Here is a 14332-nt window from a genome sequence, read left to right as displayed (position 1 = left end):
GCTAGTCGTTCTTCTAGTCGTTCTTCTTTTTAGCCGAAGGCTTCTTTTTTTCCGCGGGGGCGGGCTTGGATTCCGTCTTTTTGGTATCGGTATTTTTACTTTCACCCGAGCTGGCTTCGCTCTTGGCGGCCGCGCGGTAACCTTCACTGCGATAATCGGTAATGTAAAAGCCCGAGCCCTTGAAAATCAAGCCGGCGCCGGTCCCTAACTGGCGTTTCACCTTCCCTTTGCCCCATGTCCTCATGCGGCAATGGTCTTTGGGACACGTCGTAAGTGGCTCATCCTTCATCGATTGGAAAATTTCGAAGGACTTTTTACACTTCTCACACTGGTATTCGTAGGTCGGCATGCTGGGGCTGGTCCGCTATGGGTAAAAAAGTCCGGCACCTATAGCAGAGCGATTTTCGGGCCGCAATGGATTGTTCCCGGGGATTCGAAATGCCTCTTAATCTTAAATCTTAATCGTAATCTTAATCCTCAGCCCCACAGAGAGAGTAAGATTACGATTAAGATTAAGATTAAGAAAAAGGGCGGCTGCGCCGCATATTGCACCCTTGACGCTACAAAGGGTAAGGGATTTATTGGCGCGCCTTTATGCCAGCCAAGATGTTTCGTAACCTCGCCCTCGCCCTGCTCACCGCAGCCCTGGCTGTCGGTTGTGGTGGTAATGACACCGCCCGGACGCATCCGGAAACCGCTTACCTCGGAGGATACCATCCGCAGGCCCAGAACCAGCGGGCGAATTTCGACAACGTCTCCTATTGGGATGGCGATAGCGTGAGCGGCGCTCCTTCGATCAAGATCAATCTCGGCGAACAGCGGGCCTATTTCTATAAGGGCGGCGAGCTCGTCGGCATCTCGGTCGTATCGACGGGACGCGAAGGCTTCGGCACGACCTCCGGAAACTTTCACATCATCCAGAAGGACAAGGATCACGTCTCCTCGCGCTTCGGCGACTATCTGAATGCCGATGGCAGCATCCTCAAAAAGGAAATCGATCGCGACAAGGATCCGATGCCCAAGGGCGCGCGCTACGATGGCGCCAAGATGCCTTACTTCATGCGCATCGTCGGCGGCACCGGCATGCACGAGGGCTTCCTGCCGGGTTATCCCGCTTCGCACGGCTGCATCCGTATGCCGGGCTTCATGGCGCAGAAGTTCTTCGAAAACGTCAGCGTCGGCACGCCGGTCCAGGTCATCAACTGATCTCGCGTGGCTGTTCCTGAAATTTCCGTCATCGAGGCGAAAGAGCGACTCTCGGGACCGAATCCGCCGCGTCTCATCGACGTGCGTGAGGACGAAGAATATGCCATCGCCCGCATCGACGGCGCGGAGCTCATGCCGCTTTCGCTATGGCCGGCCATCGTCGCCGAAAGGCTCACCGACCGCACGCAGCCGCTGCTCATCCAGTGCCACCATGGCGGCCGCTCCGCGCGCGCCGCGGAATTCCTGATGCGCAACGGGTTTACGGACGTGACCAACCTGGCGGGCGGGATTGATGCGTGGGCGGTGGAGATTGATCCGTCGGTGGCGAGATACTGAAATTCGGAAGTGGGAATGCGGAGTGCGGAATAAGTTCGTGTCCACCTGCGCTCCGTTCACGCGCTCGCTCCCATCAGACGTCCATTCCGCATTCCGAATTCCCACTTCCGCATTCAGTATTTCCCCAGCACCCGCCGAATGAGCGCAACTACCGCCGCATTACACGCGTCGTCCGCTTCGGCGTGCGCGGCATTGGTGGCGGCGACGAAGGTCGCTTCCCGCTCCGGGGCGACCCACATCACGGCGTAAAACATGGCGTTGGAGCCGGTGTGCCAGAACACGTTGCCGCCGGCCCAATCCCGGTCATCCACCAACCAGCCGCAGGCGTAACCCTGGTTCGGAGGGCTTTGGTGAAGGTGGTTGAATGTTTCTTCAGTCAGCAGGCGCGGCTCAGCGCGTTTCCAATCGGCATGCCAGTCGGCATAGCGCGCGAAATCGGCCAGTGAGGCGTGCACCGTCGCAGCTGGCGCGATCGCCGGCGGATTGTCGGCCATCGGCCCTGGCGGCACCGGGCGCAATTCGCCGACCTCGCCGAGATGTCCCCACGGCTGATCGATCTTGCCCGGCGTGGCCGGTGCACCGAAGCCCGCTGAGGTCATGCCCAATGGTTCGAAAATCCGTTCGCGCATCAAGTCCTCCCACGCCTCGCCGGTGACGCGTTCGATCATCGCGCCGGCAATGGCGTAGCCCTCATTTGAATAGATGAATTTCTTGCCGTGCGGCGCTTCCGGCGGGTTGCAGACGATGCCGCGCAGAATCGCCAGGCGCTGCTCGGTCGGCGTGCCTTTCTGCTCCAGCGCTTCGGCCCACAATTCCACGGGCGGATTCCCCGGCGCACCGCTGCGATGCGTGAGCAGTTGATCCAGCGTTACGTTCCGCCACGACGGCCGCATCGCGCCGTTCAGGTCGGGAAAGACTTCGCCGATCGTCGTGTGCCATGAGAGCTTGCCTTCATCCACCATCATTCCCGCGAGCATCGCGGTCATCGATTTCGTACACGAGCCGAGATGCCATTTGTCGTCCGTCGTCACCAATTCATCCGAGCCCAATTTGCGCACGCCGGTTGCCGCATTAATGACCAATTTACCGTGACGCATCGCTGCCGCGGCCAGCGCGGGCAGACCGCGCTCCCGGCGAATCTCCTCCAGCTTCGTCGTAAAATCCTCGGGCGCCAGATCTTCCGCCGCGCGAGCCACATTGACCAAAATCCCGAGAGCAAACATGCCGACGAGAAAACCGCGTGAGTTAAGAAACCGCCGACACATCTTGCGTAACATTAGGCGCATTACGGCGGCGAACAAAGCCCACTATGCCGAGAGCCGCAACTGCTAAAGCAGCAATTTGGTACCCTGAATAGTTTCCGGCAAGTCGCGGCGTGGCGCGCAGGAATTCGTGGAAGAAGCGGAACAGTCCGTAGCCGATCAGATACAGGTGAAAATGTTGCCCCGGAAACAGCCGCCACCGGCGAAGGCCGATAAATACAAGGATCGCGGCGACATTGAATCCGATCTCCACCGGCACCGACGGCCAGCGCGCAATTCCGTGCGAATCGCGGATGGTGTACCACGCAGGATAGCATTTCCGTCCGACGCAGCATCCGTGAATCAAACACCCGACACGGCCGAGCGCGATACCGAAGGGCGCGATGAGTGCAAACCAATCGCCCGTCACCTGCGTGTAGCCCAAAATCTTTTTCGTCACCTCCACGCCGACATAGCCGCCGAGCAACGCACCGAGAATCGTCTTCCCCGTCGCCCATATGATCCAGCGCTGCGGGTCATCCCAAAACATCCAGCCCTCCGCGGCGAAGTAGACTACCTTCGCGCCGAGAAACGCGCTGAAGAGCGCCACAAAATAAATGATGAGCAACCGCTCATCCCGCTTCGCCAGCCGCGACCACCACAACACGCTGATCAAAATTCCCGCCAGCATGAGCCAGCCGTAGGCGGTGGATCTCATTTAGCGGAAGCTCGTCCCACTGAGCGAAGCGCAGCAGCCGAAGAAAAATCCCATGAACGCGTTCAACAGCAAAAGCAGGATGCCTCCGGCGATCGCGCCGCCGGTGCTCCGTTTGAAGAGCAGGATGGACGCGGTGAAACAGCAGACCACACTCACAGCAGCGCACAGCCACAGAAGTGTTTTACCCGTGTCTTGATCGATATTGAAGCTTTTGGAAAAAGCGATCGTCAACGTAGTGAGGAAGAGCGCCGTGGGCAGAAAACCGATGATCACCGCCAGCCACAAGCGGCGCGGCCGGACGAGCGCGGCTTCCGCCGGGTCCATCGATAGCGGAGGTGGCTGAAGTGACGCTGCCGGCTGCGGTAGCGTTACCGCAATGATCAATCGTGCGATGAAGAGAATGGCCAGCGCAATCGCCATCGCCACGAGAGCGTGGAGGAAGAGCTGAAAATGAAATGCTGCACCCAGGGTGTAGGAAACAACGATCACCGCGGCACTGACCGTCGCCGCGAGGCCGGCACGCAATTCCTGTTGCGCCGAGGACGGCGCCACACAGCAGCACGCCGCGACGCCCAGAAACAAGCCATAGATCACCGATAGGCCATAGGAAATGGGAACCCACAGCCCGACCAGCGCGCGGTTGGTATAGAGCTGCATGAGCAGCGGGTGCAGCACCAGATAGAACAGCGCGGGAGCGATGCCGCAGGCGACCATCAGCCACACGCGCTGAGGATGCCTCACCCACTCCACCGGGAACGGCGCCGGATTCTCCGTCCAGCCTTGCGCGACCCAGATGGCGACCGCCCATACCGCCGCCCACTCACACAGGCCATGGAGGAAGAATTGAATATAGATGGCGGCCATAGGTTCAGTGCACGTTGATATTCGAGAGCAGCGCCGCGCAGCCGAGGCCAGCGGAGATCAAAAGATTCAGCAGGCCGAGAAGAATGCCGACGACGATGGTCGTCGTGGTATTCCGCCGAATGAGCAGGAACGACGCGGCACCGCAGCAGACGATGCTCACCATGGCGGCGATGACGCAACACGCGACCAGCTTTTCCTTGGACGGCTGGATCGCGGCCAGCGACAACGCGAGGACTGACGGGACGAAGGCCAGGATCACCGCCGGCGCGAGTGGCTTTTTCGGAGGCAAGGGAGGAGGCTCGGAGTTCATCGGGAGGAGTAGTAGCGGCAGAAGGAATCGAGCTGCCCATCGGGCCGGATCACGTGCGTGCAGCAGCGATCAATACGGTCCTGGTCCCACGTCCACGCATCCATGAAGGGCTTGATGAAGAGGCGGAAGGTGTGCGTCTCATCGAGCTCGAATTGCTTGAGCAACTCTCCCAGCGGTTCGCTCTCGCAGCCGCATTGCAGCAGGTCCTCGAGACGATAACGGATCTTGTCGCGCAGAAAGCCCTGCACCTGCGCGAAGTCGATGAACTCGCTGATCGACCGCGTCGCGCCGCCTTCGCCGGTCTTCAAGAGATAGCCGATGGTTGCACAATTCGGATCGCCACAGGGCAGCGGGGTGAAGTCGTCGTAGCGCAAGCGGCCACCGGCTTGCTCGACGGCGGCGAGGATGATGTCGGCGGTGTTGAGAATGCGGAGTGATGAATGCGGAGTGCGGAATGATGGCGCGCTCGCGGATTCCGAATTCCGAATTCCGAATTCCGAATTTCCTGGGGTCCGCCCGCTCTCAAACTTCGGCTGGAACGCCACGCCCCGGATGTTCGGATACTGCAACCCGAATTCCACCGCCGCCCAGATGTGCGCAAGATTCTCCGGCGTCACGGTCATCGCCAGGGTGACGGGAATATTCAGCGCGCCGCAGCGTTCGATCGTCTGCCGTCGCACGTCGCGCAGATCGGCGCCGCGCAGAGCACGCTGGCCGGCTTCCTGCGGTCCGTCGAATTGCAGGTAGAGTTGGAATTTACCGTAACGGAAGGTCTTGCCCACGGCATCGAGAAACGCGTCATCGGTCGCGAGCCGGACGCCATTGGTATTGAGCAGCACGTAATCGATCCCAGGATTCGCGTGGCACCAGGCGAGCAGTTCACAGAACTGCGGATGCAACGTCGGCTCTCCCCCGGAGAGTTGCAGGATCTCGATGCCGCCCTTGCGATCGATCACGCCCTGAATGCGCCGCTGCAAATCCATCAAAGGGACCGCATCGACGTGCGACGTCCGCGGTGAGTCCGCAAAACAAGTCGGGCAGGCGAGATTGCAGGAATTGACGATCTCAATGAGCGCCAGGCACGTGCTCAAGCGCTCCACCGGAGCCATTGGATGTTGCGGCGAAGCCGTCCCGAGCTTGTCGAGGGAGATGTTGGATGTTGGACGTTGGATGTTTTCTTCCGTTGCCCCTCCCGCATTTCGCCCCAGCGTCCCCCGCACCGCTCCATCACTCGCCGAACACGCATTCCCTCCACAACACGCATTCTCCGGGCTGCCCTGCGCGAGCCAATAGAAGCGCGCGTCCGATGCGATGCACACTTCCACCTCGCCATGCTCCACGCAGCGTCGGCGCAGCATCACCCGCTGCTGTTTCGCATCGCCGACCTTCCACACTTCAGCCGGGCAATCGGCATGGCACACTGGGCACCGCGAGCGGGTGCGTTTGAGGAGAGTTTCGGAAATGGCGGAGGAAAACGGCATCGTCAGAAGATAACGGCACACCCAGGCACGGTGATCACCAAGTTCAATATCGCCAGCCCAATCCAGGCATTCAGCGCCGCCCACAGATCTCCTCCCCTGGTGAGCCCGATGGCGAGAGGCAAGCTTCCACCAATACAAAGAATCAGGGTGAGCAATCCAGCCGCGGGGGCGATTCCCATCGCCGGATCACCGCGCACTTTGCCTTGCAGTTCGGCGGAATGCAGCCACGCGTCTAACAGGAGCGAAAAGACGGCGGGCGCGATGGAAAAACACCCGAACACCCATTTCGGCGGCATCACTAATTTCATGACTTACCTCCGAATTGAAAAAGTGAATCCCCAGGACACACCGGGTACCGCGAGCGGATGCGATTGAGGAGGGTATCGGAAATGCAAGACAGCGCGGACATTATGGATTGCTTGGTTGGCCGCGCCCAACGTCAGTCGGCGTCTTCCGGGCCGCAGGCGCCACTCGCTTTTGGACCGGGCGGACAGCATGGCTCACCGAACAGCCAATCACCGTCAGGAACCCGTTTCCAAAAAGAAGGCATAGAAAGAAAAAGACCGTATTGACGATTCGCTGCCCTAGCCGCGCGCCATGTGAAAGGACAAGCGCAACGAGGGCACAGGCGGGCACGATTATCTTGAGCGTAACCTCAAGCTCTCGCAGGGCACGAACCAACCCAGGGTCAGCCCGATCATTGCCGCCCTCGAAGTGCAGGATCGGCAACGATGGCATCCACCATTGAGTCGTCTGGCTGGCTACCAGCGCCAGAATTGCGGGCGCAAAGAGCAGCAACCACTGCCAGACATTGCGAGGCTTGTTCCAGATCATTACTTGAAATCCATTCTGCCACCCGCCACGGAGCAACCGGAGATCACGGCGATCACGCCGACGACCATAATGATCACCCCGAAAAGCAGGGTGAGCACGATGCGTCCGCCGACGTTCTTCACGCAGCGACGGGCCAGCCAGTAACCGCCGGGGAAGGAAGCGAGCATCACCACAATCGCGAGGCAGCCGAAGAAGTTCTCCATTTAGCGGGCAAAGGTAGCATGCCGCGGCTGTTTGACGAGCGTTTGGAAAACCGATGACGCGTTTCGCCCCGGCGTCAAGCATGGGACGCACCCTTCCCGGGTGCTGGTTGCTGTGTCCCGCCCAAACGAACTTCCCTCTGGATGGCAGCAGAAAGAGGCCCTCGAAAATTTCAAAAGTTCGCGAAGGCAGGACGCCTTCGCCAGCACCCGGGTGCGCTCCCCGGAGGTCTGTCGCCGCGCTTTCACTGCGACCGAAGCCTTCAAAGGGCTCCAAAAACACAAAAAAGGAACGGTCCTCCGACCGTTCCTTTTTGTGAATTTTGAGCCTTTTGGTAGCTACTTACTTCTGCGCGTGCACGCGGGAAGCGACCTTCAGGCGCAAGGCGTTCAGGGCGATGAAGCCGGTGGCGTCGTTTTGGTTATAGGCCTTCGTCGGGTCGGCCTCCATCGTCGCGATGTCGGGGTTGTAAAGGCTGAGCGGCGACTTGCGGCCGGCGGTGATGATGTTGCCCTTGTAGAGCTTGAGCCGCACGGTGCCGGTGACGTTTTTCTGCGATTCGGTGATGAGCGACTGCAGCGCCTCGCGTTCGGGCGCGAACCAGAAGCCGTTGTAAACCAGCGTGGCGTACTTCGGGATGAGCGAATCGCGCAGGTGCATGACTTCGCGGTCCATGGTGAGCGATTCCACCTGGCGATGGGCGAAGTGCAGGATCGCGCCGCCGGGGGTTTCGTAAACGCCGCGCGACTTCATGCCGACGAAACGATTTTCCACCAGGTCCACGCGGCCGATGCCGTGCTTGCCGCCGAGCTTGTTCAGCACGCGCATGACCTGCAGCGGGTTGAGCTTCGCGTGATTGTCGCTGTCGTAGCTCACGCCGGTGATCTTCAGGTCGGTGAGCAGGGAATCGAGATCGTGGTAGCCGATGGCCACGCAGTTGCCCTTTTCAAAAACCAGCTCCACGTGTTCCGCCTTGTCCGGCGCTTCCTCAGGCGAAACGCTGAGCACATACATCTCGCGCGCTTTTTCCGCGCTGGCGTCGAACCATGGATCCTCCAGGATGCCGGCCTCGAAGCTGATGTGCAGGAGGTTGCGGTCCATGGAGTACGGCTTCTTGGCCGAGGCGAGGACGGGGATGTTGTTCTTCTCCGCATAAGCGATCATCTCGGCGCGGCCGGGGAATTGTTCGCGGAAGCGATCCTGCCGCCACGGAGCGATGACCTGCAGTTCCGGTGCGAGCGCCGCGGCGGTGAGCTCAAAGCGCACCTGATCATTGCCCTTGCCGGTGGCACCGTGGGCCACGGCGTCGGCCTTTTCCGCACGAGCAATTTCGACCATGCGCTTGGCAATGAGCGGACGTGCGATGGAGGTGCCAAGGTAATACTGGCCTTCGTAGATCGCGCCCGCCTGGAACATCGGGAAAATGAAATCGCGCGCGAACTCCTCGCGCAGGTCGTCGATGTAGCACTTGCTCGCGCCAGTGCGGAGCGCCTTGGCCTCGAGGCCATCGAGTTCTTCCTCCTGACCGACGTCCGCGCAAAAGGCGACGATTTCGGCCGAGTAGGTTTCCTTCAGCCAGGTAAGCAGCACGGAGGTATCGAGCCCCCCGGAATAAGCGACGACGATTTTCATAATTTAAGGGGCGGTGTTGTAGCCCCGAAGTCGCCGGGAGGAAACTGGGAATTTTAGGAGAGTGCTCCCGCACGCTCTTTTCTTAATCGTAATCTTAATCCTTCGCCCCCATCAGAAGTGGATCAGGAGTAAGATTACGATTAAGATCAAGATCAGCCGCCCTCACTCCTCCGCCTTCACCACCCCAACGTCCGCGCTGAATTGCCCCACGAGATCCAGCGTCAGCGTCGCCGAGGCATCGCCGGTCTGGCGGCCGGAAAGCTGGATCGGCAAGTCTTGCTTGATCTCGTGCAGCTTGCTGAGCGGCACATGCAGCACCGGGTCGCCGCCTTTGCCATAAATCACGAGTTCGGGTGCGCCCTGCTCGGTCTTGACCACGCCGATGAGAAAGAGCTGCACATCGCGGGTCTTGTCGCCATCCCCGACGGTAATGGTCCGCAGCCTGGTCTTTTCCACCGGCGTGCCGCTCTTCGCGAGGGTCACTTTGTAGGTCCACAATTGCGCGACGGGCGTCACGGTTTTTCCCGCATTGGTCAGCGTGTCGGTGGTCAGGCGCTTGTCGGGCAACACGATCAGCCCCGCCTCGCCACCCTTGAGACCCACAGGCTTGTCGCGATCGACATCGATCGCGAAGGCCTGATCGCTGAACGTGCTCGGCACATCCCCCAGCTTTTGGGCGATTTTCTGCGCCTCATCGAGAGCGATGGTTTCCTGCGCGCGCGCCCCATGGACGAGCCACAGGGCGGCAAATGCGATAGCGAGAGATTGGATCGGGAGGGAGAATCGGAGGTTCATGCAGCAGGTAACGTGAGGGCCTGGCGAGTGGTTACAGTATTTACGATGCGCTGGAATCATCTCTCGAATCGAAACTGGAGGGAAGAGGTCCGTCGTTTCCTGGTTCTGAATGGGGCGTTCCTTTATGCTCCAGCCGCGGCATCGAAGACAATCGCCCGCTGGCTCGGGGGGAATGATCGCCGCGGCTATTTTTCCGCTTTAGGAACGTCCTTCCAGCGCGCGGATTCGTAGAGCTCGACCTTATCGCCTGGCATGCGTTCCACGTGGGCTGCCGCGCCGGGCGTCGCTTCCACCATTTTCAAGCCCCGCTCCGGACCGAGGACGCTAATGGAGGTGGTCAGGCTATTGGCCGTCATGCAGTCCGGCGCGACGACCGTGACGAGACCATGGTCGGTGAGGCCGATGCCGGTGTGCGGATTGACGATGTGCGAATACCGCTTCCCATCGATCTCCACGCGCTGAAACATATCGCCGCTCGTGGCGATACTGTAGTTTTTCAAATAAATGATCTGCGCCGGCGGCGCGCCGGGGGCATCGAGCGGCGCCACTTCAATACGCCATCCCGGCAGCCCGGGCGGAGCATCAGTCGCCGTCATATCCCCGCTGCCGCCGATGAGCGCACAGGTGATGCCACGCTGCTTGAGTACCTTCTGCGCTTCGTCCACGGCGTAGTTCTTGGCGATCGCTCCACAATCCAGGCGCATTTCGGGCACGAGCAATTCCGCGGTGCGGTGTTCCGGATCGAGCTTCAGGTTTTTGTAACCCACGCGCGCCTTCATCTCCGCGATCATCTCGGGGCTCGGCAGTTGATGGTTGCGCCGGGCCCGCCGCCAGAGATTCACCAGCGGACCCACCGTAATGTCGAAAGCGCCATCGCTGCGCGCGGCAAATTCCTGGGCCTTCACCAGGACATTCCACAGGTCGTTGCTTACCGGCACCGCCTTTCCCTGGCCGGAAGTTTGCGACAACCGGCTCAATTCCGAATCGCTGTCGTAATCGCTAAGAATGCTATTGAGCACCGCAATGCGATCGTAGGCCGCCTCCGCCGCGGCTTTCGCCGTGGTCTCATCCTTCGCATACAGCGAGATGCGGAAGGGGAGCCCCATCTCCGCCTTCTCATAGACGAATTTTTGCAACGCTTCGTCGGCCAGCGACGAGGCAACGGTAAGGGAGAGCGCGGCCAGGGCCGCCAGGATACTGCGCACGATCAGACTTCTGTCGTCTGATCCTTGAGCAATGTCACGCCGGTAATGCGCCAGATCTCACCGTCACGGCGCAGGGTGTATTGGTAGTCGACCGGCTCACGTCCGTCGCTAAAGACACGCACATTCACCGTGGCCTCATCGCCATTGTCAAAGGCCAGGCCACACCGGGCCGAAGTGGAATGAGCGATCGCGGGATAGCCGATCCGCACCATGCGTTCGAACCGATCCAGCGGACATTGATGCCGGAACTCCGTATCGGAGAAAACGTAGGCGCCCGCGTAGTCGTCACGCCGGAACGCATTGAGTTGCGCATCGACGACGGCTCGCAAGGCATCTTTGATGCGGACATCACTCGGTTTGAGGTCGTCCGCCCCCCAACTCCACGTCACCGATGACACCAGCAGCATGAGAACTAGCAAAGCGCGCGTTTTCATACCCTGAGATCGCAACCCAGGTGGCATCCGGATTCACGTCCAAAACGAAACACGCGGAAAACTTGCCCGCCGAATCTGAACGCCCCACACTCCCGCCTGTCTACGGAATCCTCTTAATCGTAATCGTTAATCTTTAATCCTTAATCTTGAAGCCCCCAGCGTAGCAGGCGGGGATTAAGGATTAAGGAACAAGGATTAAGATTAAGAACCTCCGCTTTCCCTACCCCAAAACCCGCATGAAGCTCGCCCCATTCGTGGCCATTCTGGCCGCCCTTGCCGTCCCCCTTAGTGCCGTCGCGAAAGATGATCCCGCCGCCCCGCGGCGCATCACGCTCAAGCCCATCCAGTTCGTCGAATACGACCTGGCCAATGGCCTGCACGTCATTCTCCACGAGAACCACACTTCGCCGGTCATCGCCACCTATGTGCTCTATCATGTGGGCAGCAAGAACGAGCGGGCGGATCGCACGGGCTTCGCCCACTTCTTCGAGCACCTCATGTTCGAGGGCAGCGACAACATTCCGCGCGGCAAGATCGACAAATACGTCTCCGGCGCCGGCGGCAACCTCAACGCCAGCACCTCCTTCGACCAGACGGACTATTTCTTCAATCTGCCGAGCAATGAGCTGAAGCTGGCCCTGTGGATCGAGAGCGAGCGCATGATGCACTCGAAGATCGACGAAGTCGGCGTGGAGACGCAGCGCAAGGTGGTGAAGGAAGAGAAGCGCATGCGCTATGACAACCAGCCCTACGGTTCGCTCTTCGAGGAACTGTCCAAGCTCGTCTTCGCCGGCACGCCCTACGCATGGGTGCCGATCGGTTCGGTGCAATACATCGACCAGGCGACCATCCAGGAATTCCGCGATTTCTACAAAACCTACTACCTGCCGAATAACGCGACCCTCGCCATCGCCGGCGACTTCGATCTCGATAAGACGAAGAAGCTGGTCGAGGAATACTTCGGCCCGATTCCCAAAGGCCCGGACATCAAACGGCCCGAGTTTCACCTGACGGATCCCACGTCGCCGGTGACGCACGACGTCGCCAAGCCCAACACGCCGCTCAATGCCACCATGCACGCCTGGCATGCCGTGCCGGAAACCAATCCGGATTCCTATGCGCTGCAATTGCTCGGCGACATCCTCAGCACTGGACGCAGCTCGCGCCTTTACAAGCGGCTCGTGGAAAAGGAACAGGCCGCGTTGAATGTCGAGGCGTTTCCCTTCCTGCTCGAAAATGGCGGCCTGCTCGGCGTCTTCGCCACCGGCCAGCATGGGGTCTCGCTCGATGAACTCGACAAGCTCATCGATGAGGAAGTCGAGAAGCTGAAGGCCGAGGGCGTGACCGCGGAGGAATACCGCAAGGCGCTCAACCAGGAGGAAGCCGAGTTTGCCAGCGGCTTCGGCACCATGGCCACCCGCGCCCGCAACCTCGCGCGCTATCACGTCTTCTACGGCGATACGAACCTCATCAACACGGAGCTCGACCGCTACTTCGCGGTGAAGCGCGAAGATATCCAGCGCGTCGCCAAAGAGTATCTGGGCAAGGAGAAGATGTTCACCTTGCGCTATCCCGCCGCCGGCGCCCCTGCCCCGGAAGCCCCCGCCGCCAAGTAACCTTTTCGCCATAGCTCAAGATGAAAACGAAAACGCTTCTTCCCCTCCTCCTCGCCGGCCTCACGATCCCGGCTTTCGCAGATATCGACCGGACCAAAAAACCCGAACCCGACCCGGCGCCTGCGGCGTCGTTCCCGGATTACCGCACCGAGACCCTGCCCAATGGCCTCAAGGTCTTTGTCATTCACGACGATCGCAAACCGACGGTCACCTTCCGCCTCATCATCCGCAGCGGCTCCATTGCCGATGGCAGCAAAATGGGCGCGGCGAGTTTCACGGCCAGCCTGCTCAATCGCGGCACCGAGCATCGCGATGCCGCGACGTTCGCGCTGGAGACGGATTCTCTTGGCGTGAAGGTCGAAGCCGCCAGCGGGCCGGATTCCATTTCCGTGGCCGCCAGCGGTCTCACGAAATACACCGACAAAATCCTCGATCTCTTCTCCGACGCCGTGCTGCATCCGGCCTTCGCCGACCCGCAGTTCGCGCGCGTGCAGAAGCAGACGTTGTCGTCCCTGGAAGCGGAGAAACAGCAGCCGTCCAGCCTCGCGGAGAAACTCGCGGGCAAGGTCGTGTATGGCAGCTTCCCCTATGGCAATTACCTCACGCCGGAGGACGTCACCGCGCTCAAGCGCGACGACCTCGTGGCGTTTCACCACGCGCAATTCCTGCCGAATAATGCGTCGCTCGCCGTCGTCGGCGACGTGAAGGCCGACGACATTCTGCCACTGATCCAGAAAGCCTTTGGCTCCTGGCAAAAGGGCGAAGTGCCGGAGTTGAAGCTGCCTGAATTGCCGAAGATCAAAGGGCTCACGATCCATCTCGTCGATCGCCCTGGCTCGGTGCAATCGAACATCATCGTCCTGAGCGACGCGCCACCACGCAACAACCCCGACCTACCGGAACTTAACGTGGTCAACGCCACGCTCGGCGGCGGCTTCAGCGGTCGTCTCTTCCAGAACCTGCGCGAGAAGCACGGCTGGACCTATGGCTCGATGTCGGCCTTCGATTACAAGAAGCTCGCCGGCGATTTCGAAGCCACCGCGGAGACGCGCAACGAAGTGACCGGCCCGGCCGTCGCGGAGATCCTGAAGGAAATCGAGCGCATCCGCACGGAGCCCGCGAAAGAAGAAGAAATCGCCCTGCAGCGGCAATACAACGTCGGCAATTACCTGCTGAGCCTGGAGAATACCTCCCGCACCGCGCAGCGCGTGCAGGACATCGACCTCTACGGCCTGCCCGCCGATTTCTACAAGACCTACGCCAAGCGCATGAGCGTGGTGACGCCCGCGCAAGTGGAGGAACTGGCCAAGAAATACCTGACCGCCTCAGACGTCGCCATCGTCGTCGTCGGCGAAGCCAAGGAGATCAAGCCGGAGCTCGAGAAGGTCGGCAAGGTCATCGTCTACGACCAGGAATTGAAGCCGGTGACGAAGTAAGGGCAGAACATCCAACACCCAAC

General features: G+C 60.3%; 17 protein-coding genes. 4 read left to right on the top strand and 13 right to left on the bottom strand.

The features are described 5' to 3' along the window. Window positions 1–13 precede the first annotated feature (13 nt). The gene (locus CFE428DRAFT_RS40405) at window positions 14–349 is read right to left on the bottom strand and encodes an FmdB family zinc ribbon protein (protein WP_006979608.1); all 336 of its coding nucleotides are present in this window, start codon (window positions 347–349) and stop codon (window positions 14–16) included. 257 nt (window positions 350–606) lie between these two features. On the opposite strand from CFE428DRAFT_RS40405, the gene CFE428DRAFT_RS11025 reads away from it, so the two are divergent. Further along, on the top strand, window positions 607–1206 hold the full coding sequence (locus CFE428DRAFT_RS11025) for a L,D-transpeptidase family protein (protein ID WP_157447480.1): 600 nt from the start codon (window positions 607–609) through the stop codon (window positions 1204–1206). Window positions 1207–1212: 6 nt separating this feature from the next. Then, complete coding sequence (locus CFE428DRAFT_RS11020) at window positions 1213–1542, top strand: rhodanese-like domain-containing protein (protein WP_006979606.1); 330 nt, start codon at window positions 1213–1215, stop codon at window positions 1540–1542. Between the two features lie 113 nt (window positions 1543–1655). On the opposite strand, the gene CFE428DRAFT_RS11015 is transcribed toward CFE428DRAFT_RS11020, so the two are convergent. From CFE428DRAFT_RS11015 to CFE428DRAFT_RS10960, 12 genes are all read right to left on the bottom strand, one after another. Next, window positions 1656–2765: a serine hydrolase domain-containing protein gene (locus CFE428DRAFT_RS11015; RefSeq protein ID WP_006979605.1), complete on the bottom strand. Its 1110-nt coding sequence runs from the start codon at window positions 2763–2765 to the stop codon at window positions 1656–1658. A gap of 22 nt (window positions 2766–2787) precedes the next feature. Continuing rightward, the gene (locus tag CFE428DRAFT_RS11010) at window positions 2788–3501 is read right to left on the bottom strand and encodes a prolipoprotein diacylglyceryl transferase (RefSeq protein ID WP_006979604.1); all 714 of its coding nucleotides are present in this window, start codon (window positions 3499–3501) and stop codon (window positions 2788–2790) included. Continuing rightward, complete coding sequence (locus tag CFE428DRAFT_RS11005) at window positions 3502–4365, bottom strand: hypothetical protein (RefSeq protein WP_006979603.1); 864 nt, start codon at window positions 4363–4365, stop codon at window positions 3502–3504. It lies immediately after the preceding gene. A gap of 4 nt (window positions 4366–4369) precedes the next feature. Continuing rightward, window positions 4370–4675 (bottom strand): hypothetical protein, encoded by a 306-nt coding sequence (locus tag CFE428DRAFT_RS11000; RefSeq protein WP_006979602.1) that lies wholly within the window; start codon window positions 4673–4675, stop codon window positions 4370–4372. Next, entirely contained in the window at window positions 4672–6156 is a 1485-nt protein-coding gene (locus tag CFE428DRAFT_RS10995) for a radical SAM protein (RefSeq protein WP_006979601.1), read from the bottom strand. Before CFE428DRAFT_RS10995 ends, CFE428DRAFT_RS11000 begins: the two co-directional genes overlap by 4 nt. 2 nt (window positions 6157–6158) lie before the next feature. Beyond that, window positions 6159–6455 carry a hypothetical protein gene (locus tag CFE428DRAFT_RS10990; protein WP_131989261.1) on the bottom strand — a complete coding sequence of 99 codons (297 nt, stop codon included), beginning with the start codon at window positions 6453–6455 and terminating at the stop codon, window positions 6159–6161. Between the two features lie 109 nt (window positions 6456–6564). After that, on the bottom strand, window positions 6565–6990 hold the full coding sequence (locus CFE428DRAFT_RS10985; protein ID WP_042724772.1) for a hypothetical protein: 426 nt from the start codon (window positions 6988–6990) through the stop codon (window positions 6565–6567). Continuing rightward, entirely contained in the window at window positions 6990–7193 is a 204-nt protein-coding gene (locus CFE428DRAFT_RS10980) for a hypothetical protein (RefSeq protein WP_006979599.1), read from the bottom strand. The genes CFE428DRAFT_RS10985 and CFE428DRAFT_RS10980 overlap by 1 nt, the downstream gene beginning before the upstream one ends. Before the next feature lie 340 nt (window positions 7194–7533). Further along, window positions 7534–8823 carry an argininosuccinate synthase gene (locus CFE428DRAFT_RS10975; RefSeq protein ID WP_006979598.1) on the bottom strand — a complete coding sequence of 430 codons (1290 nt, stop codon included), beginning with the start codon at window positions 8821–8823 and terminating at the stop codon, window positions 7534–7536. Window positions 8824–8985: 162 nt separating this feature from the next. Then, a complete protein-coding gene (locus CFE428DRAFT_RS10970; protein ID WP_006979597.1) occupies window positions 8986–9618 on the bottom strand; it encodes a hypothetical protein in 633 nt (210 codons plus the stop codon). Between the two features lie 185 nt (window positions 9619–9803). After that, window positions 9804–10823, bottom strand: coding sequence for an FAD:protein FMN transferase (locus CFE428DRAFT_RS10965; RefSeq protein WP_006979596.1), 1020 nt, complete (start codon window positions 10821–10823; stop codon window positions 9804–9806). Between the two features lie 2 nt (window positions 10824–10825). Next, on the bottom strand, window positions 10826–11257 hold the full coding sequence (locus CFE428DRAFT_RS10960) for a DUF4864 domain-containing protein (RefSeq protein WP_006979595.1): 432 nt from the start codon (window positions 11255–11257) through the stop codon (window positions 10826–10828). 236 nt (window positions 11258–11493) lie between these two features. On the opposite strand from CFE428DRAFT_RS10960, the gene CFE428DRAFT_RS10955 reads away from it, so the two are divergent. Together CFE428DRAFT_RS10955 and CFE428DRAFT_RS10950 are read left to right on the top strand one after the other, a co-directional pair. Further along, window positions 11494–12873, top strand: coding sequence for a M16 family metallopeptidase (locus CFE428DRAFT_RS10955; RefSeq protein ID WP_006979594.1), 1380 nt, complete (start codon window positions 11494–11496; stop codon window positions 12871–12873). A 20-nt stretch (window positions 12874–12893) separates the two neighbouring features. Beyond that, window positions 12894–14309, top strand: a complete 1416-nt coding sequence (locus CFE428DRAFT_RS10950) for a M16 family metallopeptidase (protein WP_006979593.1) — start codon at window positions 12894–12896, stop codon at window positions 14307–14309. Window positions 14310–14332 lie beyond the last annotated feature (23 nt).

It is taken from the genome of Chthoniobacter flavus Ellin428 (assembly GCF_000173075.1).
In the GTDB taxonomy this organism is placed as follows: domain Bacteria; phylum Verrucomicrobiota; class Verrucomicrobiia; order Chthoniobacterales; family Chthoniobacteraceae; genus Chthoniobacter; species Chthoniobacter flavus.
This window is presented reverse-complemented; position numbering and strand designations above follow the sequence as displayed.